The organism is Pedobacter sp. SAFR-022 (assembly GCF_051965375.1).
Lineage (GTDB): Bacteria > Bacteroidota > Bacteroidia > Sphingobacteriales > Sphingobacteriaceae > Pedobacter.
Window position 1 is genome coordinate 790,080 of the sequence record NZ_JBQCME010000001.1, and the last position, 24,585, is coordinate 814,664.

Here is a 24,585-nt window from a genome sequence, read left to right on the forward strand (position 1 = left end):
TATGAATCTAGTTTTTACACCTGAAGCTTGGGAAGATTTTGAGTTTTGGATGGATAATGATGAACAGGCTGCAAACAAAATTAGAGAGTTGTTAAAAGAGATTAAGAGAACTCCTTTCCATGGCATGGTTAAACCTGAAGCTTTGAAAAATAATTTAAAGAGCTTTTGGTCCAGACGCATTACGGGTGAGCATCGCCTTGTTTATTAAATATCTGGAACCAAGGGGAAAGACCAAGAATGCGCGATTGTCCAATGTCGATTTCATTATAGTGATTAATAGTCAATTTATAATCAACTGATAATCTGTTGCCTGACGAGCGCCATACCAGCCACTCAACCCTACCTTAGTGTACTCCAAACACCGGTAAATCTGAAATAAACCTGCATTGAAATATATTTTTCCCTAATATTGTACAGAATTAGAATTTACCGCAGTGATAGATACTTTAGATATTAAATTAACCAAAACCGGTCAGTCTAAACTTGCTGAAACCGAGTTAACAGACCTGCCGTTTGGGAAAGTTTTCACCGACCATATGTTCGTTGCAGACTACATTGACGGCGAGTGGAAAAACTTTGAGGTGCTGCCTTACGGACCAATTGCAATGAGCCCTGCGATTTCAGCGCTTCATTATGGCCAGGCAATTTTTGAAGGCATGAAGGCCTACCGCCTTCCTGATGGTAGCATCAGCGTGTTCCGCGCCGACAAGAACTTTGCCCGCTTTAACAAATCAGCAACACGTATGGCCATGGCCACCATTCCTGAAGAGGTCTTTATGCAAGGTATTGCTGCTTTGATTAACCTGGACCGGGATTGGGTTCCAAGTGCAGCGAATAACTCCCTTTACATTCGCCCTACCCTTTTTGCTATGGATGCTGTATTAGGCGTAAAAGCTTCTGCAGACTATAAGTTTGTAGTACTTACCACCCCTGCTGGTCCATACTACAACAAACCATTGCGTGTTAAAATTGAAACCCACTATACCCGTGGTGCAGACGGTGGCGTTGGTGCCGCGAAAACCGCTGGTAACTATGCCATGTCTATGTTACCTACACAGCAGGCGCAGGCAGAAGGTTACGATCAACTGATCTGGACGGACGCGAAAGAACATAAATATGTGGAAGAATCTGGTACAGCAAACCTGATGTTCGTGATGGACAATAAGATTGTAACCCCTGAGGTTCGTGAAACCATCCTGGACGGGGTAACCAGAGATACCGTACTTGAAGTAGCGAAAAGCCTTGGGTATGGCATCGAAGAACGTCGTGTTTCTGTGGATGAAGTACTGGAGAAGATCGGTACTGGCGCACTTACCGAAGCCTTTGCTGTTGGTACCGCAGCAACCATCACTCAGATTGCGGAAATTGGTTTTAATGGAACCATTCATACGCTGAATGATCCGGCTAACCGCCCGGTTTCTGCAGCAATCGCCAAGAAAGTAAATGACATCCGTTACGGCCTGGTGCCTGACGAGTTTGGCTGGAACTGGATCATCTGATCCAACCTATCTTAATATTAAGAAGCCGTACATTAAAGAAATGTACGGCTTCTTAAGTTTATGCCGATTAAGTCCTGGATAATATTGTCCTATATTTCGACCAAATTTAGCTTCATTGGCAATCATAAAAAACGCCGATAGAGGCTTCAAACCGCAAATGCCGGAAGTATGAATGTTCAGATTAGCTCATTATGGGTTAAAATAGTACTACACTGGGCATCCTATCTACTCTTAATTTTATAACCTGTTTAAATAACCAAATTTTAAATCTTATGAATAAAATTCTACGAGCAATCTGGCTTGTGATATTGTGTTTCGGAACATTAATGTCTATGGCTCAAACGCCCGCAACCAGAACCATCACGGGGACGGTTTATGATGATTCAGGTGTCGCCCTACCAGGTGCCGGCGTCATCATCAAAGGTACCAAAACCGCAGCTTCAACAAATTCTGAAGGCAGATACAGCATTAGCGTTCCAACTACGCCAACAGTCCTTGTATTCTCCTACATCGGTACAACTTCCCAGGAAGTGGAAGTTGCCGCAAACAGAACAACGGTTAATGTTACCCTCCGATCCTCAGCAATGGACCTGGAGAACGTTGTGGTTATCGGTTACGGAACCGCAAAAAAATCAGAGGTTACCTCTTCCATTTCATCCATTAGCGCTAAAGACATTAAAGATCTTCCCGTTTCAGGTGTAGATCAGGCTTTACAAGGAAAACTATCCGGTGTTAGTGTATCTACAAACGGTGGACAGCCAGGCGGCGGTGTTTCTGTACGTGTAAGAGGTATCACCTCGGTTAATGGAAACGAGCCATTGTATGTGGTTGATGGGGTGCCTTTGCAGACCACCAGAAACACGATTTCTCAGGATCAGTTAGGTGGTATGGGTGGCCAAACCACGCAAAGTCCATTGGCTTCGATCAACCCTTCAGACATCCTTACCATTGACATCCTGAAGGATGCTTCTGCTCAGGCGATCTACGGTTCATTAGGTGCAAATGGTGTGGTATTAATCACCACCAAAAGAGGTCAGGCTGGGGAAGGTAAAATCACTTATGAAGGCTATTACGGCTTACAGGAAGTACCGAAAAAACTTGATATTATGAACCTAAGCGAATTTGCGGAGTACAACAATCAAGTATTAAGCGAAATCGCAACAACAAACAATACTACTTTTACACCAATTCCGGAGTTTCAAAACCCTGGCATCTTAGGTGTAGGTACCGACTGGCAGGATGAGGTTTTCAGAAGGGGCGCAATGCAGAACCATCAGTTGAGCTTCTCCGGCGGCCATGAGAAAACCAATTACTATACTGCATTAAACTATTTTGATCAGCAAGGTACCATCATCGGATCAGACTTCAAGAGATTGTCCCTTCGCTTTAACATCGATCAACAGGTAAAAAGCTGGTTTAAAGTTGGTTTAAGCTCTAACTTAACCAGGAGTAATCAACGTGTATCCTTGACGAACGGATCAGATGCAATCGTAACCATCGCAACAGCAAACAGCCCTGCTTCTCCTGTTTTTGATCAAAACGGAGGTTATGCAACAACTGTAGGCATCGGCGGCTATAACTTCGGAAACGTCCGGAATCCGATAGCCCTTGCCCTTGCACGTGAAGTACGGAACATCCAGTCTAAAGGTTATGGAAACCTTTATGGCGAAATCACCTTCAACGAAAATTTCTCCTTCAGATCTGAGGTAAACTTCGACTATACTGTTGGCGACAATAGTGCTTTCCAGCCTTATATCGACAACATTCTAACCCCAAGCAGATTGGTAGAACAAAGGTCTACTAATGTTTACTATGGCGTAAGAAACTTCCTGAACTATAACCAGAGCTTCGGTAAACACAAGGTTACTGCATTATTAGGTCATGAATTCCAGGAAAGTGAATACGATCAGCTGGATGCTTCCAGACAAAATCTTGCACAGAACATTCCTGCAATTGGTGCTGGTGGAGAAGCCGGTCAATCTTTAGGCTCCTACCTGGGCGACTTCGCGATGGAGTCTTACTTTGCCAGAGCAGGTTATACTTACAATGACAAATATGCCTTAAACCTGTCCATCAGACGTGACGGATCATCTACTTTCGGACCGGATAACCGCATCGGTTACTTCCCTGCAGCATCAATTGGCTGGACAGTTACCAATGAAGATTGGGCTAAAAACATCAAGTTCCTGGATTACCTTAAAGTAAGAGCAGGTGCAGGTGCAGTAGGTAATCAGAACTCGCCTCAACAAAATGCTTATGTAACCCGTGTAAGGCTTGTATCTACCGCACCTTTCGGACAAGGTGGTATTCCACAGAACGTGGGCAACCCTGCTTTGCAATGGGAGTCTGTGAGAACTTACAACGCTGGTCTTGACTTTGGATTCCTGAACAGAAAGCTGGATGTTACCTTGGACCTTTACCAGAAGGAAACCACTAATATGATTCTTCCAAGTTCACTTCCAGTATTTACTGGTATCGGAACCGAATACAATGATATTCAGGCGCCAGTGGTAAACGCTGGAAAGATGACCAACAAGGGTATTGATATTGGCATTACGTCATATAACATGACCTCTAAGGATTTCGAATGGAGAACAAACTTTGTTTTCTCTAAATACAAGAACACGTTAAATTACTTAAACAGTCCATCTTCTACTTATCTGGAATTTGTTGAATATGGTAATGCAATATTGCTAACCAGAACCGCAGCGGGCCGTGCTGTAGGTGGATTCTATGGCTTCCAGACAGATGGCTTGTTCAGAACCATGGATGAATTGAACAATGGTCCGGATCAAGGATTGCCAGTTAGCCCTACAGGTACCTGGTTAGGTGATGTACGGTATAAAGATCTGAATGGCGATGGCAGGATTGATGATCAGGATCTAACTTACATCGGCGATCCAAACCCATCATTCACCTTTGGTTTAACCAATACTTTCAGATATAAAAATTTCGACTTATCAGTTTTCTTACAAGGAACCTATGGTAATGACGTTTTAAACTATACCAAAAGGACAACCGAGCAACTGAGCAACGTATATAACAATCAGTTGAATACGGTTAAAGACCGCTTTACACAAAGTAACCCTAATGGAGCACTTCCAAGGTACAACCAGTGGCACAACAACAACTTCAGGGTGTCTGATCGTTTTGTGGAAGATGGTTCTTACCTGCGTATCCAGAACGTGACCTTTGGTTACAACTTGCCACAAACCCTGATCAGCAAAGCTAAGATTGCGAATGCAAGGGTATTTGTAACTGGTCAAAACCTATACACGTTCACAAATTACACAGGATATGATCCGGAATTGGGTGCATTTAACAGCAGCGCTACCTTCTTTAACATCGACAACGGAAACTATCCTAACCCACGCACATTCACCTTTGGTGCAAACATTACCTTTTAAGAATTAAGAACATGAAAATGAAATTTATATATTCAACGGTATTGCTGTCGGCATTGACGGTAGTAACCAGTTGTAAGAAGGATTTTCTTGAAAAACCTTCCAGAAATGAACCCACCCTGGAAACCTATTATGAAAATGCGGAACAGGTAAGAGGGGCTACGGGCTTATTATATAATAGCATCTGGTACGAATATCAGGATAAAGCTTTCCATGCCATCGGCGAGGTACTTAGTGGCAACATGTACACTGGCGATCCAAAATATAACACCTACCTGAACTTCTCTATCTCCGGAACGGATGAGCAGGTAACCAGATCATGGTATGCCTTCTATAAAATAGCAGGTAACGCAACCGTTCTGATCAACACCTTTGAGCAGAAAAAGGCTCAGGTTTCAGATCCTTCTTACTTGAACCAGGGGATTGCTGAAGCAAGGTTCATGAGAGGTGTAGCTTATTTCTATCTTGCACGCGTTTTTGGTGATGTGCCTATTATTACCGATCCGGTTGACCTGGCTCAAAGTGGACAGTTTAACGTTCCACGTTACATCCAGTCGGACGTGATCAAGTTTGCCATTGAAGATTTGCAATTTGCTGAGGCAAACCTGAAAGCAAATGATGATCCAGGCCGTGTAACGCAGTTCTCGGCAAAAGGTATGATGGCAAAAGCTTACCTGTACCTGAAAGATTACGCAAATGCAAAAGCTAAAGCCGGCGAGGTAATCAGTTCCGGCAAGTATTCTTTATATCCGGACTACCAGAAAATGTTTACAGACCCTTCTGCAAACAACAACCCGGAAGTGCTCTTCGCCTTGCAGTGGCTTGCTTCTGGTGGTTACTCGATAGGAAACCCGATCCAGGCGTATGTGGCGCCTTCGACTTTGCTACTACCAACTACAGGTGCAGGCTGGTCGGCCATCATTCCATCGATTGACTTGCTAAACAGCTATGAGTTCAACGACAAGCGTAAACAATGGTCTATCATGGAGCATGGTTTTAAGAAAGAGAACTGGGTGAATGTGAATTTTCCAAATGGTTTTACTTACGATACAACCTATGTAACCAATGCGGATGAAAAGCTGAAAATTAAAACAGGTACACGTTCCAATGCTTTGAAATATGTTGTTGGTCCGGGTGGCAATGGTGTGAATGTAAATGGAACATCAACCGACATGAACACTTATATCTTGAGGTATGCTGATATCCTGTTGATCTATGCAGAAGCCACTTTAGGAACTGCAGCATCTACAAGTGACGCCTCTGCGCTTGAAGCATTCAATCAGGTGAGACATCGTGCAGGATTTGGCGTCTCAGCCGACAAGACCGTGCTTACCCCAGAGCTGATCCTGCATGAAAGAAGGGTAGAGTTTGCATTTGAAGGTGATTACTGGTTTGATATTCAAAGACAAGGTTTTGCCAAGGCTAAACAAATTGTTGACCAGCAGGAAAGAGGTATTTACAGCTCGGCTGGTAAACACCGCATTGAGAGTGTTAAAGCAACCTTGACTTCAGAAGCTAATCTGTTTATCCCAATTCCAACAACAGAGATCCTGACAAACCCAGAATTGGGTAAACCTGCCATTCCTTACTATTAGACCATTATAAAATATTCGATATGAAACGATTTAAATTAAAAAGCTTTGCGTTGGTGCTCCTGTTTGCATCCACCTTCCTTGCTGCCTGCACGAAGGAAGAGGAGCGGCCTGAAGCCTCGGAAAGTCCAAGAGCCAATGCGCTTGAAATAACTGAAGGTTCTGCAGGTGAGGTCATCACCGTAACGGGCGACAAATTAGGCGGCATAAAAACCATTTTGTTTGAAAAGGATAGTGTATTAGCACCGTTTAATCCAGTGCTAAATAATGATGGCGCAATTGTGTTCCGGGTGCCGGACGAGGCTGTTGGTGGTGAACAAAACATCATCCTGACCAATACCCTGAACAAGCAGATCATTATTCCGTACAAAGTCATTGCGTTGCCGACCGTTACTGGAGTATCTAACTATAACTTCGTACCAGATGGCCCAGCGATAACATTAACCGGTAACAACCTGGGTGATGTAACTTCTGTTACCTTAGAAGGCAGCAGCGCAGCCGCAACCATTGTATCGCAGTCGAAACGTGAACTTGTGATCACTTTCCCTGCAACAACGGTAAACAGTGCAAAACTTGTTGTTACAAACTCAACCGGTCCGATCACCACAAATCAGGAGTTCGTAAACATGAACAATGCCTTCAAGATCTTCACCGATGATTATGAGAATGGCTTTGTAAATGGCTCTTGGGGACCTGCAGATATTTCAACCGAATTCTTTAAGTCTGGTTCGAAATCATTCAAAGTTGGTTACAACAAAGGCAATTGGAGTGCAGATGGTTTTGCATATTGGGATGGCCTGGCAAACATGCCGGAGTACAAATTCCTAAGCTTCTGGGTTAAAGGTGGCTCAACGAACTACACCTTGTACCTGACTGGCGACCAACGTGCAGGTGGATACGGAAACTCCGATAAATCTATTCCATTGAACATCCCTGCCAATGTCTGGACCTACTTTAAAATCCCGATGTCGACCATTAAGTTCTGGGAAAAGGGCGCTCCGATGAAGCAATTTGGCTTCTGGATCGAAGGTCCGGATGCACAGGATGAGGCGTTTTACTTTGATGACGTAATCTTCATTAAATAGATCACTAAATCTTCTTTAGCTGGCTTGTAATTCATTTTACAAGCCAGCTTTTTTTTGGAGGTACCTGGCCGGAGTGGTCATCTATAATGCTGAGTCCAAATTGTGGAGGTCTAGGGTAACATCTATCAAACATATTTTGCAGCATGGCTTTAACTTCTTACTTTCAGCCTTTAAACTGTTTTAAAAATGAATAAAACTCTACTGTTTACCTTAACTGCCGGCTTGCTCTATATGTCGCCCGCCCAGGCGCAGCTTAAGCGATTAAGTCAGCAGCAAACGCTGGGAAATCAACCTTCTCTGACGACTCCATTGAACCCGGTTACGGGCTGGGCGGATGCACAGCATTACATTGAAATGGATATAAAGGACCGCAGCCTGAAAGCGGTCGACGTGAATACCGGCAAGAAGGAAAGCTATACCCCACCACCGAAAAGCAATGTTAGTGTGATGGTGAAAGACGCTGACGTTTTCATCCAGTATGGAAAAGATGCACCGAAGCGTTTAACGAACGATAAAGACGAGGAGAAGAACCCTACCCTTTCTCCGGATGGAAAATATGTTGCTTTTACCCGCAACAACGACCTGTATGCCGTTGATGTAACGACCGGCAAAGAGATTCGCTACACCAACGATGGTACAGACGTGATCTATAACGGTTATTCTTCTTGGGTATATTTCGAGGAGATCTTAGGCCGCGCAACAAAATACAAAGCTTTCTGGTGGTCGCCAGACAGCAAACACATTTCTTTCATGCGCTTTGATGATACCAAAGTACCGATGTTCCCGATCTATGGATCTACCGGTCAGCATGGCTATACGGAGAAGACCCGTTACCCTAAAGCTGGTGATGCAAACCCGGAGGTTAAAATCGGTTTTGTACCGGCAGTGGGTGGTGCTGTGGTTTGGGCGGACTTCAATGCTAAAGATGACCAGTACTTCGGTACCCCATACTGGAGCTACGACGGCAGCAGCATGATGGTGCAATGGCTGAACCGCGGTCAGGATAACCTGAAGTTTTACTCGGTTGATCCGCTTACCGGTGCCAAAAAGGAGATCTATGACGAGAAACAGAAGTCTTGGGTTGACCTGGACTTTGATGAGCGCATCACCTACCTGGAAGACAAAAAGCACTACATCCTGAGAAGTGACAAAACTGGCTGGTCGCACTACTACCTGTACACGTTGGGCGGTAAACTGCTGAATCCACTAACCAGCGGAAAATGGCAGGTAACCAAACTGGTGCATGTAGATGAGAAAAATAAAGTGGTTTACTTTATGGCCCGTAAAGAAGCTTCAACCCGTACCGACTTTTACCGCGTAAATTACAATGGTAAAAATCTGAAACGTTTAACTTTTGGCGAATACAGCAATCAGGTGGAGATGGCCCCAGATGGCAGCAAGTTCATCACCACCTACTCGAACGTTTCTACCCCACAGAAAAGAACTTTGATAGACAACAATGGTAAGATCATTAAGGAACTTGGAGACAGCAAATCTCCGGATTTCGCTTCTTATGAATTCGGTAAAACGGAGATGATTACCATTCCAACAGAAGATGGCTACAACCTTCCGGCCGTAATCACCTACCCTACTGGCTTTGATAAAACGAAGCAGTACCCTGTTGTGTTCAGCATCTATGGCGGACCAAATGCAGGTACCGTGACCAACACCTGGAAAGGTACTGCGCCCCAATACTGGGCGAATGAAGGTGTGATTCAGATTGCTGTAGATCACCGCGCCTCTGGCCAGTTTGGCAAGAAAGGTGTTGCTTTGATGCACCGCAACCTTGGTAAATGGGAGATGAAAGATTATATGACCGCAGGTCGCTGGTTGAAATCACAACCTTGGGTTGATGGTAAAAAACTACTGATCACTGGCCATAGTTACGGCGGCTACATGACTTGTATGGCTTTAACTTACGGTGCTGATGTCTTTGATTTCGGTTATGCCGGCGCACCGGTTACCAGCTGGGAATTGTACGACAGTCACTATACTGAACGTTTCATGGACACGCCACAGGAAAACCCTGAAGGTTACAAGAATGCGTCTGTATTGACCTACGTAGATCAGTACAAAGGGTTACTACGTGTGATGCATGGCGATATGGACGATAATGTTCACATGCAGAATACCATCCAGTTTATTGACAAGCTGCAGAATGCAAACAAGCATTTTGAGTTGATGATCTACCCTGGTGGCCGTCATGGTTGGGGTGGTGTGAAAACCCCGCATGATCGTGCTGAGCGCTTCCGTTTCTACTATGAGAACTTATTGAATAAGCCGATGCCGGCTTCCCTGGCTAACTAAAAGCCTTTGATAATGCAAAAAGCCCCTGGACTTCGTTCAGGGGCTTTTTGTTTTTAGTTCCGCTTTCGGCGGTTCTCGCGCCGTTGTTCACGATCTGCTTTCATCTTTTCAAACTTCTCGATCTGTGCCTTAATCTCTTTTTCTTTCTCCACGGTAAACCCTATGCTGTGCCGTATGCCTTGAAACAGGCTCTTATGGATAAAGCTAAAGAAGGATGCCTTTGCCGGTCGCTGGTAATTGATCTTCGCAGAGACAAACTTACCTTCCCGGTCGGGGTTGCCGGAGTTGATGATCAGGTTATTTGCAAGAAAGGACATAAAGCCTTTACGCACCAGACGGTCGGAATCTTCAGCGGGCTCCAGCAGTCTTACACCAAGGTTATGATACCGGAAGTCGAGCGTGCCTAAGGCGAGGCTTTCGTTGGCTCGAATGTCAAAACGGAGTTCATCAATAAATCCGCTCTTAATCTGCAGCATGGCTACCGGTCTGGTGATCTTATTCAGCAGCCGCCCATCCATGTTCCGCAACCTGCCTTTGTAATTGAAGAATCCATTTTTAGCCGAGAGGTGGAATTTGAAATCGACATCCAAGGCACCTTTTCCCATGAACCGGCTCTGCAGTTTCGCCGTCATCACCGGATTTAGTGCTTTGTACTTTGGAGCATTCGTCAGGTTGCTGATCGTTCCGGAGGTCTTGTTAAACGTGATACTCCCCTTCTGTTTACTGCGGCGATTGTAGGCCGAGTAACTGAAATCAATGTCATTCAGATGAAGCTTCTGCACGGTCACCGTACCACTTAGATTCTGTAGCAGCTGATGCGGAAACTGTCCGCTTTTAGGAAGGCCTTTGCCGGGTATAACATTGGAACTAAAAACAGCAACAAAGCCGTTATTGATCTGCATGTCCTTTGCAAATAGCTCCTGCGTCGAGATATAGAGGGGAAAATCAATGCCGCCCAGGCTGATCTCATTGAAAGAAATGTTGAAGCGGTCCTTAGCATAACCGGCGGCTTTTGAGAAATCCATTTCCGGATGTTGCGGCACTACGGTAAACTGCCTGATCTTTAAACGGCCAGTGGATGCCCGGAAGTCCAGTTTGTTCATCTTAATGTGGTACAGGCTATCCGGGCTTCGGTATACATAATCGTTCATGCTGAGCACAACATCTTTAAGCAGGTACAAACGTTTGGGGTCCTCCGCAGATTTGGGATCGATGAGCCAGTCTTTAAGCGTGATGTTCAGGTTGGATAGGGAGTCGGCTACTGGCTTTTCACCGTTGTTGTTGATGTACTTAAACTTGATGTCGCGCAGATTGATATTATTGACCTGCAGCTCTGCCAGATACTTGGAGATGTAGTCGTAAGGATTGTACCTGGGCCTTGGCGGTTTTCCTTCATTGTAGGGCTGTTGCTTATTGACCATCGTGATATCCGGTCGCAGCAGCAGCAGCTCATCAATTTGCAGTTTATTTTTCCTGTACAGTGTAAAGGGGTGAAAGCCCCGGATCATCACGCGCTTTACGCGGATGCTATAGATGTTATTCGGACCGGCGGCCCGGGCATTTAAGCGTTTAAGCGCCAGAGAATCGGGGATGATGTTTACGTCGTATAAGGAAGCATTACCGGTAATCCAATTGGTGCGGATGGTGGAGAACTCAACATGATAGAGGCTGTCTGTAGCGGTAAAAACCAGGTCTTTTAATTCCTGGGTAATGACCGGGCGGAGTTTTTCAGAATAGTACCAGGATAATGCAGTGGCGAAGATAGATACCGGCAGCAGAATGGCGGCGATATACTTAACAATCCGGAAGTTTTTATGCGCATGATCTGACATATCCGGCTAAAAGTTACTACTTTTTTTCCTCACGTGCTTGCTTTCTTTCCGCACGTTTTTGCTGCCGTTTTTCTTTACGTTCTTCCTTGCGCTCTTCGAGCTTCTCCTCTATTTTCTCGTGCGACTTCGCCGCACTTTTCGGTTTGATAAAGCCAATACCTACGGTTTCCCGGATACCGGTAAAAACACTTTTCCAGAGTAAACTGAAGAAAGATTGCGAAGGCGATCGGGTAAACTGTACCGCTGCAACGCGGAGTGGCTCTCCTTTTTCCGGATTGGCATCCTTAATAACCAACTTGTTCGCCAGGAAGGACAGCAGACCTTTCTTCTTAGGCGCCTCACCATCTTCAGCCTCCTTAAGCAGCTGCACTTTGAGGTTGTTGTATTGCATTTTCAGGCTACCTGTAGAACCCACAGCATTGCCCTTAATATCGAACTCCACCTTCTGAATATTTCCGGTTTCGATCTTGACCAATCCAAGTGCAGAAGCCAGTGGATTTAGGGCGGGCATATTCATGGAACCTATATTTCCCCGGAAGCTGAAGGCGCCATCTTTAGCGTTCAGGTTAAAACGAAGGTGTGCATCAAGATCTGCCGCCTTAATGATCTTCGCTTTTAGATCTGCCGCCATGAAGGCATTTTTGCTTTTCTGCAGGGAATCGTTCGTCACGTTTTTGATGGTACCGGTCAGGTTATCAATATGCACGGTACCTCGCTCCTGCGCAATTGGATTATACTCGGTATACGCTACATCAACGTTTTTCAGGTTTACCGTATCAATGATCAGGGGCAGTTCTACCCTTTGCAGTGCGATGTGTGGAAAGTTGCGGCTCTTGTTCTCCTTTGATGGTGGGAGTTCGCGGTTCATGAAAATCTTCACTTTGGCGGAAGCAATGGTCAGGGCCTCCGCATACAAGCGCCCCTCCACATTGAAGCGCTCCAGATCTAAACCACGAAAATTGATGGTCGGAAACTTCAGGTCATAGCGATCCCGTTGGGTCTTGTACTTCCTGCTGAACTCCAGGTCCGGATACATCGGGATCATCTGAAATCCCTTCATCCGGATATCCCCTTTGTTGGCAAAGCCGGTAAGGGTATCCACCTTCATGGTGTACAACTTATCTTTGCTGATCGACTTGTACCCGATCAATTCAAATGCAACGTCTTTGCTGTAATAAAACCTTTCTTTATCATACTGGGATACACTGTCAATAAGCACATCAGTAATGCTGACATTAAGCTTTTGCACCGCATTCAGAACTGTCCCTGTTTCTCCACGAATGTAATCGAAGTTTGCATTAAGCACTTTGATGCTCCTGATATGCACAGATTCCAATGATTTGGAGATCTTCTGATAAAGATTGGTTGCTGTTTTTGTAGTGTCGGCCTGCGGTTTAACATTGAAGCGCAGCATGTTGATGGAGGGCTCGTCTATCACAATTGCATTCATGTTGATCCGCTTTTTGAAGTATGCTTCTAAAATGCTGATGCGGGTAAGTTTAAGCTTTGCAAGTTTGATTTCGAACAGGTGCACCGGGGCAAGTTCTTTTTTTCTTAGTTCATGGAACACTGAGGTATCCGGATAAAGTCGTACACTATCCAGACTCACCGTACCGGTAAGCACGTTCAGGTTGAGGTCTGTAAAATCTATGTTGTATAAATGGTCTGAAGCCTCATATATGCCGGTCTTGATCTTTTCCGTAAGAAAGGGTTTCCACTTCGCTGCAATGTATATCGCGGAGGTTACGACAATTACAAGTAGTGCAATTAAGCTGCCTGCGATCCATTTCAGGAGCTTTCTTTTCTTCGGGTTAAGGTTCGTCATGAAGCAGCTTTCATTGGTTTATAGTATAATAAGGAAAATCAAAAGCAAAATGTTTGACACCCATTTAAATCTGACACTTTGTCATTTTAAAAATTAATTGCTTAATTTTGTATTTCAGTAATAAAGCATACAGCAATGATTGAATTAGAGCTAGCAGACAAGACACACGATGAAGCGCGCCAGGGTGAAGCTTTAATAATTGATACGCCGAAGCTTCAGAATGCACGTAAACTGTACATTGAAAGCTATGGCTGCCAGATGAATTTCGCCGATAGCGAGATTGTGGCTTCGATTTTAGGTGATAACGGTTTTGAAACAACCGGTGATTATAAAGAGGCAGATTTAGTATTCATCAACACCTGCTCCATCAGGGAAAATGCAGAACAAAGGGTGCGTAACCGTTTGTCGCAATTTGGTGTGGAGAAGCGCAGAAATCCAAAGCTTATTGTGGGTGTTCTGGGCTGTATGGCCGAAAGATTGAAGTCTAAATTCCTGGATGAAGAGAAGCTGGTAGATATGGTTGTTGGACCGGATGCTTACCGCGACCTGCCACAACTGATCGGTCAGGTGGAAGATGGACAAAAAGCGATCAACGTGTTGCTTTCCCGCGAGGAAACCTATGCAGATATCAGTCCGGTGCGATTAAATGGAAATGGCATAACTGCTTTTATCTCCATTATGCGCGGCTGCGACAACATGTGTTCTTTCTGCGTGGTACCATTTACCCGTGGACGTGAGCGCAGCAGGGATCCTTATTCCATAGTTGCGGAAGCGCAGGATCTGTTTGATCGTGGCTACCGCGAAGTGACCTTACTTGGGCAGAACGTGGATTCGTACAAGTGGAAGGGCACTGAAGGAACAGAATCAGCAGAGGTACAAGTGAACTTCGCTCAACTGCTGGAGATGGTTGCCTTGATTAGCCCGGATTTACGGATTCGTTTCTCGACCTCCCACCCTAAAGACATTACGGACGAGGTACTTTATACCATTGCCAAATACGATAACATCTGTAACTATATACACCTGCCGGTACAATCGGGCAGCACCCGCGTGTTGGAACTGATGAACCGCACTTACACCAGGGAGTGGTACATGAACCGTGTGGATGCCATCAGAAGGATCATTCCGGATTGTGCAATTTCTTCAGATATCATCGCAGGTTTCTGCACGGAAACGGAAGAAGAGCACCAGGAGACCTTAAGCATGATGGACTATGTTGGTTATGACTTCGCCTTTACCTTCAGCTATTCGGAGCGTCCGGGAACATTGGCTGCGAGAAAGCTGGTGGATGATGTACCTGAGGAAGTGAAGAAACGCCGCTTGGCGGAGATCCTGCAAAAAGCGCAGGAAACTTCCCTGTACCGCCTGCAACAGAATGTGGGTAAAACCCTGCGTATTCTGGTGGAAGGGACTTCTAAGAAATCAAAAACAGATTTTTGCGGTCGTAATGACCAGAATGCTATGGTGGTTTTCCCGGCAACGGCGGAAATTAAACCAGGGCAATATGTGAATGTAACTATTGAACGTTGTACATCAGCGACCCTATTGGGTAGAATTGCGGAGTAATTATGGACGTACAGGATATTAAAAACAGGTTCGGGATCATTGGCGGCTCACCGCTGCTGAACCGGGCGATAGATATAGCGAGACAGGTTGCACCTACGGATATGTCGGTTTTAATTACCGGTGAAAGTGGTAGCGGTAAAGAGGTGTTTTCGCACATCATCCACCAGATGAGTGCAAGGAAGCACGGTACTTTCATCGCTGTAAACTGTGGTGCCATTCCGGAAGGCACGATCGATTCGGAGCTATTTGGGCATGAGAAAGGTTCTTTTACCGGTGCGCATGAAGCACGTAAAGGTTACTTTGAGGTGGCCAATGGCGGAACGATCTTCCTGGATGAGGTCGCCGAGTTACCGCTGGGTACACAGGCACGTTTGCTGAGGATTCTGGAGAGCGGGGAATACCTGCGCGTGGGTTCTTCAAAGGTGCAGAAAACAGATGTACGCATTATTGCGGCGACAAACGTAGACGTTTATAACCGGGTGAAAAATGGCAAGTTCCGTGAGGATCTTTACTACAGGCTGAACACCGTGCCTTTGCGCATTCCTGCGCTGCATGAGCGTAAGGAAGATATCTATCTGCTGTTCCGCAAGTTTTCAGCAGATTTTAGTGATAAGTACCGCAGTCCGGGTATACAATTAGAACCCGATGCCATTCAGGTGTTGAGCAACTACAGCTGGCCGGGTAACGTACGACAGTTGAAAAACATCGCCGAGCAGATCTGTGTATTGGAGAAAGACCGCAACGTTACGGCGGCCGCATTGCTAAACTATATTCCGAATGAAAGCGGCGCTAACCTGCCGATGGCCATCAACGGCAATAACAACAAGGAAGATTTTACCGAAAGGGATATTCTATACAAGGTTCTTTTCGATATGAAAAAGGACATGGTGGATCTGAAGAAACTCGTTGCGGAGATCATCCAAAGCGGCGGCAACACGGCCCACATCATGGAGGATAACCCGCATTACATCAACCAGCTTTATCAGGAAATTGACCGGCCGAAGTTTGAGCCACAGGCATTAACAATTAACAAGCCTGCGCCAAATGCACCGATGGAATACAACTACGCACATGAGGCGGAGGAAGTAGAAGAATCACTGTCACTGGTGGATAAAGAATCTGACCTGATTAAGAAGGCACTGAAAAAGCATAAAGGCAAACGTAAGTTTGCAGCGCAGGAGCTGGGTATTTCTGAGCGCACCCTATACCGCAAAATCAAAGAACTGAACTTAAATTAATGATGAAGAAGATATATATCCTGCTTTTTGCGGTTGTTGCCCTGTTTAATTCTTGTTCAATCAAATTCAATGGAGCTTCAATCCCACCAGAGATGAAGACCGTAACCGTGAATTTCTTCGAGAACAATGCGCCGCTGGTAATCCCTTACCTGAGCCAGCAGTTTACAGAGGACCTGCGTACCAGGATCAGGAACCAGTCGCGCCTGAGCATTGTGCAGAATGACGGTCACGCGATATTTGAAGGCCGGATTACGAACTATGAGATCCGCCCGGTGACGCTTACCGACAACAACCAGATGAACTCCAATACACAAGGTTCAAACAGGCTATCGATTACTGTAAACGTGAAGTACACGAACAATATTGACGCTAAACAGAGCTTTGAAGAGTCGTTTACAAGATTCAAGGATTTTGTACTTTCCGGCTCTAGCTTGCAGGCACTTGAGCCGCAATTGATCAAAGACATCAATACGCAGTTGACTGAGGATATTTTTAACAGGGCTTTTGCTCAATGGTAATAATTGTATCTTAGCGACGTGGAGCAGGGAATAGACCATAATAAACAGCTTAGTTCTATCATTAATGATCCGGATAGCCTGCGGCATTCGGACATTCCTTTATTGCGGGAACTGCTGGAGCTGTACCCCTACTTCCAGCCCCTGCGGTTAATTCTGGCGAAGCTCTCCATGGAAACAGCGGAAGCGGAGCACACCCTCACCACCACCGCCTTGTACACCAACGGCGCCATGTTGCACCAGTTTCTGCACCGGAAGCCGGTAATGCAACCTGCAGCACCTGCTGTAGAAACCACGTTTGAAGATAAATCCATTTTTGAAGAAGCAACAGACCTGGAGGCGGCAAGTTTACTGGAAGAAGTATATGCCTTTGGTGCCGCTGACCCGGAACAGCCTGAGGAAATCAATAGCGTTGAAGAGGTAAATGATACCGTTACTGACGATCAGGCCACTTACGACGAGATTGCGGAAATCAATATCCACGACTACGACAATCCTATTGATCATCTTTCTGCAGCGCAGAGCGATGACACCTACGAAGAAATATCAGAGATAAATATTCACGACTATGACGGGGACGCTCCTGTAGAGCAATCGGCTGCAGTAGATAATAGCACCTTTATAGAAACTGCTGAGAATATTGACGGAAGCATTGATGACAATGATGTTGGGGTTGCAGATCATAGTTCAACGGGTGCAGAGGATAATGATGCCCAGGAAATATTTGAAGAGATTTCTGAAGTTGATGGCCATGACTATCAACAGCCTGCTACCGAACAGACCGCACCTACTCCTGTGCCGGTCATTGAGACTTTAGAAGATAACTTCGTTGAAAATATAGCCGCAACTGATTTCTTCACTTTTGAAGAGAAGTTCATCGCGGATGATGCGCAAAACAATAGCAAAGCAGTTTCTGCACCTCCAGCCCCGGCTTGGACGGATCAAAAACAGGCAAATCCAGGAGAGAAGGACACCAGTGAAATCACCAATTACGACGATGACACACTTCCTTACACCTTCCTGTGGTGGCTGGCAAAAACCCGGAAAGAGCATTCCACGATCTTCCAACCCTATGCTACGCCGAAGCGGCAAACACAAAGTGAGCTCCATCAGCAATATGTGGAGCACATTTTCCATATTCAAAGTCCCTTCAATGCAGAAGAGATCCTGAACAACGTTCCGGAGCACCAGGCAGATCCGAAGGATGCTAAGATCATTGACGAGTTCATCAAGAAAGACCCGCAGATCACGCCGCCAAGGCCAGAGCAGATCGACACGGAAAACAAGGCCAAGCGCAGCGCCGAGGACCACAATGATCTCGTTTCAGAGACCCTCGCGAAGATCTACATCGAGCAGATGCTTTACCACAAGGCCATAGATACTTATGAAAAATTAAGTTTGAAGTTTCCGGAAAAAAGCCGTTACTTTGCCGATCTTATCCAATCTATAAAAAAGAAAATTTAACCATATAACAGACTATGCTTTTTTTAATTATTCTATTGATCATTATTTGTGTCGCTTTAGCAATCTTTGTATTGATCCAGAACCCTAAAGGTGGTGGATTAGCAACAGGATCGTCAGCCAGTAACATGTTCGGCGTACAGCGCACAGGAGATGTTCTAGAAAAAGGCACCTGGATCCTGTTAGCCGTAGTTGTTGTAATTACTTTATCTATTACAACCATTGCTAAAACCGGTAACGGCGGTTCAACCGGAGCGTCGAAAATTCAGGAACAACTGAACAGAACACCTGCTCCATCGCCAATTGGAAATGCACCTGCTAATAACAATGCTGCACCTGCTAACAACAACACAGCACCTGCAGAAACACCAGCGCAGCCAGCACCATAGTTCTAAATAAAGATTTTAAGCCCGTTAAGACAACTCTTAACGGGCTTTTTTATGTCAATTCACTTAGGCATTTCAGCTTAGGTATACCTCTGACACTCTGACACGAGTTCACACAAATCTTTACGCCTTGCTGACAGCAAATGCAAATTTGTCAAGCAAAAACCCCTTGGCATAGAAACTGTGTATAGGCAGGTATAACATTTAAATTTTTACACTAAAAAATAATTAATATTAAGTTATGGCATTAAACCTTAAACCCATTTCAGGCACAGCGAACAGAGTTATCGTTGAACCTGCAGCGGCTGAAGAAAAAACTGCATCGGGTATCTACATTCCTGATACTGCAAAAGAAAAACCATCTAAAGGAACTGTAGTATCTGTTTCAGACGAAGATTCAGAAGGCAAAAAACCTACTGTAAAAGTTGGTGATGTTGTTCTTTACGGAAAATATGGTGGCACTGAGCTTCCAGTAGATGGTAAAGACTATCTGATTATGCGTGAGAGCGATATTTACGCTATAGTTCAATAATAATATTTTTTAAAATATATAAAAATGTCAAAACAAGTAAAATATAACGTTGAAGCCCGTGACGCCCTGAAAAGAGGTGTTGATATTCTAGCTAATGCTGTAAAAGTAACTTTAGGCCCTAAAGGTCGTAACGTTATTATCGATAAGAAATTTGGTTCACCAGCAATCACTAAAGATGGTGTTACTGTAGCAAAAGAGATCGAATTAAAAGATCCAATTGAAAACATGGGTGCACAAATGGTGAAAGAAGTTGCTTCTAAAACTGCTGATATTGCAGGTGACGGAACAACTACTGCTACTGTTTTAGCGCAGGCAATTGTTACTGCAGGTATTAAAAACGTAGCTGCTGGTGCAAACCCAATGGACTTAAAACGTGGTATTGACAAAGCAGTTGCTGCGATCGTTGATAACCTTAGACAACAATCTCAAACTGTTGGTGAAGACAACAACAAAATCAAACAAGTTGCTTCTATTTCAGCGAACAACGACGAGGTTATCGGTTCCTTAATCGCAGAAGCAATGGGTAAAGTTGGTAAAGACGGTGTAATAACTGTTGAAGAGGCAAAAGGTACTGAAACTGAAGTTAAAACAGTAGAAGGTATGCAGTTTGACCGTGGATACTTATCTCCATACTTCGTTACCAACGCTGATAAAATGGAAGCGGAATTAGAAAACCCTTACATTTTAATCTACGACAAGAAAATCAGCAACATGAAAGAATTGTTGCCAGTATTGGAAAAACAAGTTCAAACTGGTAAACCACTTTTAATCATTGCTGAAGACTTAGACGGTGAAGCACTAGCTACTTTAGTAGTGAACAAGATCCGTGGTTCTCTGAAAGTTGCTGCTGTTAAAGCTCCAGGTTTCGGTGACCGCAGAAAAGCGATGTTAGAAGATATCGCAATCTTAACTGGTGGTACCGTGATCTCTGAAGAAAGAGGTTATAAATTAGAAAACGCTGACCTATCTTACTTAGGTACTGCTGAAAAAGTTGTTATCGATAAAGATAACACTACTGTAATCAACGGTGCTGGTCAGCCAGATGATATCAAATCTCGCGTTTCTCAAATCAAAGCTCAAATCGAGACTACAACCTCTGATTACGATAAAGAAAAACTACAAGAGCGTTTAGCTAAATTAGCTGGCGGTGTTGCAGTGCTTTACGTAGGTGCAGCTTCTGAAGTTGAAATGAAAGAGAAAAAAGACCGTGTAGATGATGCTTTACATGCAACCCGTGCGGCTGTTGAAGAAGGTATCGTTGCTGGTGGTGGCGTTGCTTTCATCCGTGCTATTGAAGCACTAGAAGGTATGAAAGGTTCTAACGAAGATGAGACTACAGGTATCGCTATCGTTAAGCGTGCTGTTGAAGAGCCTCTTCGTCAGATCTGCCAGAATGCTGGTATTGAAGGTTCTATCATTGTACAAAAAGTTAAAGAAGGTAGTGCTGACTTCGGTTACAATGCCCGTACTGATGTATATGAGAACTTAATCGCAGCTGGTGTTATTGACCCAACTAAAGTAAGTCGTGTAGCATTAGAAAATGCAGCTTCAATCGCAGCGATGTTGTTAACTACAGAATGTGTATTGGCTGATGATCCTGAGGATAACGCCGGTGCTGCTGCAATGCCTCCAATGGGCGGTGGCGGTATGGGTGGTATGATGTAATCATCTTCCAACAAACCATATCAAAGAGCCCCGCAACTTGCGGGGCTCTTTTTGCGTTATTAATAGATAAACTGTTTAGCTTTATAAGCTTATGCTTCGAGAAGAAATCTCTGTTTTTGATATATTTAAGATCGGTGTCGGGCCGTCGAGTTCACATACCCTGGGTCCATGGCGTGCTGCGCAGCAGTTTACCCTGGCCCTGGAGGCGAATGATCACCTCAACCATGTGGTGCAGGTGAAGATCCTGCTGTACGGCTCACTGGCGAAAACCGGTAAAGGGCATGGAACCGATGTTGCCATACTCCTGGGTTTAACCGGCGCAGACCCGGTGACCTTCGATGTAAATGCCATCGACAGCAGCATTGCAAACATCAAAGAACAACAGATTCTTAATCTCGCAGGCATCAAACACCTGGGTTTTGATTACAACGAAGACCTGATCTTCCTGTACAACGAAAGTCTACCCTATCACCCTAATGCGGTAACCTTTCAGGCCTTTCTGGAAAACGGGAAAGCATTCTCCGAGACCTACTACTCCATCGGTGGTGGATTTGTGGTGAAGGAAGGTGAAGCGGGACGTGAGAAGACCCTTGTGGAACTCCCTTTCCCCGTTGAAAAAGCCGCAGACCTGCTGCACTGGTGTTTAACCACCGGACTGAAGGTATCTGAAGTGGTGATGGAAAACGAACTATCCTGGAGACCGGAGGAAGAAACCCGTCAAGGCATCCTGCAGCATTTCCATGTGATGAAGGACTGTACCTACCGCGGCTGCCATACCTCAGGCAAACTTCCTGGAGGGCTGAATGTTGGCCGCAGAGCCGCAGCACTGAATAAAAAGCTGCTGAAAGACCAGCCTTACCACGATTATGCAAGCTGGCTGGAGGCCATCCGTAAAGGCGGAAATGGTTTTAACTATATTCTTGACTGGGTAAGCTGCTTTGCGCTCGCTGTGAACGAGGAAAATGCCTCTTTTGGACGTGTGGTAACTGCACCTACCAATGGCGCTGCTGGTGTAATCCCGGCGGTACTGCAGTATTATATGGTTTTCTGTGACGGTTACAAAGAAGAAAAGATCATTCAATTTATTGCCTGCGCTTCGGAGATCGGCAGTATCTTCAAGAAAGGCGCCACCATATCGGCAGCGATGGGCGGTTGTCAGGCGGAGATCGGTGTATCTTCAGCGATGGCTGCAGCAGCACTGACGGAAGTTATGGGTGGATCCCAGCGGCAAGTGCTTATGGCAGCAGAGATCGCCATGGAACACCACCTCGGCATGACCTGCGATCCTATCGGCGGACTGGTACAAATACCATGTATCGAAAGAAATACCATGGGCGCCATCAAAGCCATCACAGCTAGCCAGCTGGCACTGCAAACCAACCCTGATCAAGCGAAAGTAAGTCTGGATGCGGTGGTAAGCACCATGTGGGAAACGGCACAGGATATGAACTCCAAGTACAAGGAAACTTCCGATGGTGGATTGGCAACAAAAAACATCCCGCTCAGTTTACCGGAGTGCTAAGCTTTTAACCCTGCAGCTCCATTTTAAACAGTGCGGCAATGTGCATCTTCAGCTGCTCTTTAACCACATTGATGTCTAAAGCTTGTCCAAGCTCACGCTCCATGGACGTTACATCCTTGTCATCAATGCCGCAAGGCACAATGTTCTTGAAGTAGTCAAGGTTCGCGTTTACATTGAATGCGAAGCCGTGCATGGTTACCCAGCGACTGCAGCGGACACCAAGTGCGCAGATCTTACGTGCTTTCTCGTTATCCGCATCCAACCAAACACCTGTATATCCAGGGTAGCGGCCGGCGATGATTCCATAATCTTTTAACGTTAAAATTACCGCTTCTTCAAGTGTTCTCAGGTACAAATGAATGTCCGTGAAGAAGTTATCCAGATCCAGGATCGGGTAACCCACGATCTGTCCAGGGCCATGATAAGTGATATCCCCACCCCGGTTTATTTTGTAGTAGGTCGCTTGCTTTTCCTGAAGACCAGCTTCATCAAGCAAGAGGTTTTCCGGGTGCCCGCTCTTTCCGAGCGTATAAACGTGTGGGTGCTCACAGAAGATCAGGTAGTTTGGTGTTTGCAGTTCCGTGTTATCCGTACGGTTCTTGCCCTTTAATGCGACAATGCTGCTGAAAATCTCATCCTGTTTATCCCAGGCTTCCTGATAATCAACCAGGCCCCAGTCTATATATTCTACTTTTTTATTCATCCCTAGCTTTTCTATTCAGGAATACTGCCTGCATTAAGCATGTCGAAATATTTCCAAGATCAGTGGCAGTTTAGCAGGTGCTTATTCCAGAAACAAAGTTAGCTAAATTAAGCCGTTCTTCTGCGGGTCATTGAAGCAGCTTTACAACGTCGCAGCCACGTAGCCCAGCATATAATCTGCTTCAACTTTAAAGTACTCCACCTCCAGCATCACCTCTCCCTCCGGTAACACCGCGCGTGCTCTGACCACTCCGGCATCCTGCGGCACAAAAGGATAGATATCGATGTGTTGTTTGAATTCCAGTCCTTTTTTACCGTACCATTTGTAGATCGCTTCCTTGGCACACCAGCAGATGTACAAAGCGAGTGTATTATCCTGCTCGGGCAGGCCGGAGAGCTCTTCAGGTTTCAGGAACTTGTTTTTGATCTTCTGGATCTTGTCTTTAATCAGCTCGATGTCCACGCCAACCTGCTTATCCTTGCTGATCATCACCGAAGCATAATCGAAAGAGTGGCTGAAAGAGATCTGGTAATCACCATTAACGAGGTAAGGTTTGCCCTGATCATCCATCCGGCTATCTATATAATCGTTGGTCTGCAGCATGGTCCGCAGCAGGAGCCTGGTACTCAGCCAGTGCAGCAGCCTTTTTCCATTGTTCAATGAGGCAATAAAATCAAGTTCATGCGCTTTCAACTGCAGCCCGCGGAAGAGTTCTTCCTCGGTTTCCTCAATTTTCCAAACGGCCAGTCTGGTATGTTCGTCAATGATCTTATTAAGAATTACAGGCATCTCTATTTTAGAAAATCAATGTAAAAGTATCTAAATTAACCATAATTTAGCGCAAATCTTATTAAATGATACTATCAGACAAGCGCATTCTTGAAGAAATTGAGAAGGGTACAATCATCATTGAACCCTTCAAGCCGGAGTGTTTAGGTACCAATTCTTATGACGTGCATTTGGGTAAATACCTGGCCACTTACAAAGACCGGGTGCTTGATGCCAAGGCGCACAACACGGTAGTGCATTTTGAGATTCCAAAGAGCGGCTTTGTATTGCAGCCAGGTACGCTTTACCTGGGCGTAACCGTGGAGTACACCGAAACCCATGCCCATGTACCCTTTCTGGAAGGCAAATCAAGCACCGGCCGCCTGGGGATCGACATCCATGCTACTGCCGGAAAAGGCGATGTAGGCTTCTGCAACACCTGGACGCTTGAAATCTCCTGCGCACAGCCTGTACGGATCTATGCAGGTATGCCCATTGGCCAGCTGATCTATTTTGCCGTAGAAGGTGAAATCGAAACCATGTACAACAGCAAGCAAAATCCGAAATACAGCAACAAGACCACCCGACCAGTGGAAAGCATGATGTTTAAAAACGAATTCTAAAAGGAAACCCTAAATAATCTTTAAGTACAATCAGCCTGAGCTCGTATTGAACTATTAAAACA

The 24,585-nt window shown here is 45.2% G+C and carries 19 protein-coding genes; 15 read left to right on the top strand and 4 right to left on the bottom strand.

The genetic code is table 11. From position 1 onward, the window contains the following. Nucleotide 1: 1 nt before the first annotated feature. The 6 genes from ACTHQF_RS03385 (at nt 2) to ACTHQF_RS03410 (ending at nt 9,887) form a co-directional block, all read left to right on the top strand. Complete coding sequence (locus ACTHQF_RS03385; protein ID WP_440428443.1) at nt 2-208, top strand: Txe/YoeB family addiction module toxin; 207 nt, start codon at nt 2-4, stop codon at nt 206-208. A gap of 226 nt (nt 209-434) precedes the next feature. Further along, nucleotides 435-1,499 carry a branched-chain amino acid aminotransferase gene (locus tag ACTHQF_RS03390; protein ID WP_440428444.1) on the top strand — a complete coding sequence of 355 codons (1,065 nt, stop codon included), beginning with the start codon at nt 435-437 and terminating at the stop codon, nt 1,497-1,499. A gap of 272 nt (nt 1,500-1,771) precedes the next feature. Then, nucleotides 1,772-4,906: a SusC/RagA family TonB-linked outer membrane protein gene (locus tag ACTHQF_RS03395; RefSeq protein WP_440428445.1), complete on the top strand. Its 3,135-nt coding sequence runs from the start codon at nt 1,772-1,774 to the stop codon at nt 4,904-4,906. A gap of 17 nt (nt 4,907-4,923) precedes the next feature. Beyond that, nucleotides 4,924-6,498: a RagB/SusD family nutrient uptake outer membrane protein gene (locus tag ACTHQF_RS03400; protein ID WP_440428446.1), complete on the top strand. Its 1,575-nt coding sequence runs from the start codon at nt 4,924-4,926 to the stop codon at nt 6,496-6,498. Nucleotides 6,499-6,518: 20 nt separating this feature from the next. Then, complete coding sequence (locus ACTHQF_RS03405; RefSeq protein WP_440428447.1) at nt 6,519-7,580, top strand: IPT/TIG domain-containing protein; 1,062 nt, start codon at nt 6,519-6,521, stop codon at nt 7,578-7,580. A 186-nt stretch (nt 7,581-7,766) separates the two neighbouring features. Further along, nucleotides 7,767-9,887: a DPP IV N-terminal domain-containing protein gene (locus ACTHQF_RS03410; RefSeq protein ID WP_440428448.1), complete on the top strand. Its 2,121-nt coding sequence runs from the start codon at nt 7,767-7,769 to the stop codon at nt 9,885-9,887. 53 nt (nt 9,888-9,940) lie between these two features. Here the strand turns inward: ACTHQF_RS03410 and ACTHQF_RS03415 are convergent, their stop codons facing one another. Both ACTHQF_RS03415 and ACTHQF_RS03420 read right to left on the bottom strand, forming a co-directional pair. Next, entirely contained in the window at nt 9,941-11,719 is a 1,779-nt protein-coding gene (locus ACTHQF_RS03415) for a hypothetical protein (RefSeq protein ID WP_440428449.1), read from the bottom strand. A gap of 16 nt (nt 11,720-11,735) precedes the next feature. Next, complete coding sequence (locus tag ACTHQF_RS03420) at nt 11,736-13,544, bottom strand: hypothetical protein (protein ID WP_440428450.1); 1,809 nt, start codon at nt 13,542-13,544, stop codon at nt 11,736-11,738. Between the two features lie 135 nt (nt 13,545-13,679). Here ACTHQF_RS03420 and miaB point away from each other — a divergent pair, with 135 nt between their 5' ends. From miaB to ACTHQF_RS03460, 8 genes are all read left to right on the top strand, one after another. After that, nucleotides 13,680-15,110: a tRNA (N6-isopentenyl adenosine(37)-C2)-methylthiotransferase MiaB gene (gene miaB, locus ACTHQF_RS03425; RefSeq protein ID WP_440428451.1), complete on the top strand. Its 1,431-nt coding sequence runs from the start codon at nt 13,680-13,682 to the stop codon at nt 15,108-15,110. A 2-nt stretch (nt 15,111-15,112) separates the two neighbouring features. Next, nucleotides 15,113-16,348: a sigma-54 interaction domain-containing protein gene (locus ACTHQF_RS03430; protein WP_440428452.1), complete on the top strand. Its 1,236-nt coding sequence runs from the start codon at nt 15,113-15,115 to the stop codon at nt 16,346-16,348. Continuing rightward, nucleotides 16,348-16,866 carry an LptE family protein gene (locus ACTHQF_RS03435; protein ID WP_440428453.1) on the top strand — a complete coding sequence of 173 codons (519 nt, stop codon included), beginning with the start codon at nt 16,348-16,350 and terminating at the stop codon, nt 16,864-16,866. Before ACTHQF_RS03430 ends, ACTHQF_RS03435 begins: the two co-directional genes overlap by 1 nt. A gap of 3 nt (nt 16,867-16,869) precedes the next feature. Beyond that, complete coding sequence (locus ACTHQF_RS03440; RefSeq protein ID WP_440428454.1) at nt 16,870-18,327, top strand: hypothetical protein; 1,458 nt, start codon at nt 16,870-16,872, stop codon at nt 18,325-18,327. A 14-nt stretch (nt 18,328-18,341) separates the two neighbouring features. Beyond that, entirely contained in the window at nt 18,342-18,713 is a 372-nt protein-coding gene (gene secG / locus ACTHQF_RS03445) for a preprotein translocase subunit SecG (RefSeq protein ID WP_440428455.1), read from the top strand. Between the two features lie 238 nt (nt 18,714-18,951). Next, nucleotides 18,952-19,242 (top strand): co-chaperone GroES, encoded by a 291-nt coding sequence (locus tag ACTHQF_RS03450; RefSeq protein WP_440428456.1) that lies wholly within the window; start codon nt 18,952-18,954, stop codon nt 19,240-19,242. A gap of 24 nt (nt 19,243-19,266) precedes the next feature. Beyond that, nucleotides 19,267-20,907: a chaperonin GroEL gene (gene groL / locus ACTHQF_RS03455; RefSeq protein ID WP_440428457.1), complete on the top strand. Its 1,641-nt coding sequence runs from the start codon at nt 19,267-19,269 to the stop codon at nt 20,905-20,907. A gap of 91 nt (nt 20,908-20,998) precedes the next feature. Continuing rightward, entirely contained in the window at nt 20,999-22,429 is a 1,431-nt protein-coding gene (locus tag ACTHQF_RS03460; protein WP_440428458.1) for an L-serine ammonia-lyase, read from the top strand. 4 nt (nt 22,430-22,433) lie between these two features. On the opposite strand, the gene lipB is transcribed toward ACTHQF_RS03460, so the two are convergent. Next, nucleotides 22,434-23,132 (bottom strand): lipoyl(octanoyl) transferase LipB, encoded by a 699-nt coding sequence (lipB, locus tag ACTHQF_RS03465; protein ID WP_440428459.1) that lies wholly within the window; start codon nt 23,130-23,132, stop codon nt 22,434-22,436. Between the two features lie 141 nt (nt 23,133-23,273). Continuing rightward, entirely contained in the window at nt 23,274-23,921 is a 648-nt protein-coding gene (locus tag ACTHQF_RS03470) for a 4'-phosphopantetheinyl transferase family protein (RefSeq protein WP_440428460.1), read from the bottom strand. A gap of 65 nt (nt 23,922-23,986) precedes the next feature. Here ACTHQF_RS03470 and dcd point away from each other — a divergent pair, with 65 nt between their 5' ends. Beyond that, nucleotides 23,987-24,523, top strand: a complete 537-nt coding sequence (gene dcd / locus ACTHQF_RS03475; protein ID WP_440428461.1) for a dCTP deaminase — start codon at nt 23,987-23,989, stop codon at nt 24,521-24,523. Nucleotides 24,524-24,585: the final 62 nt, after the last annotated feature.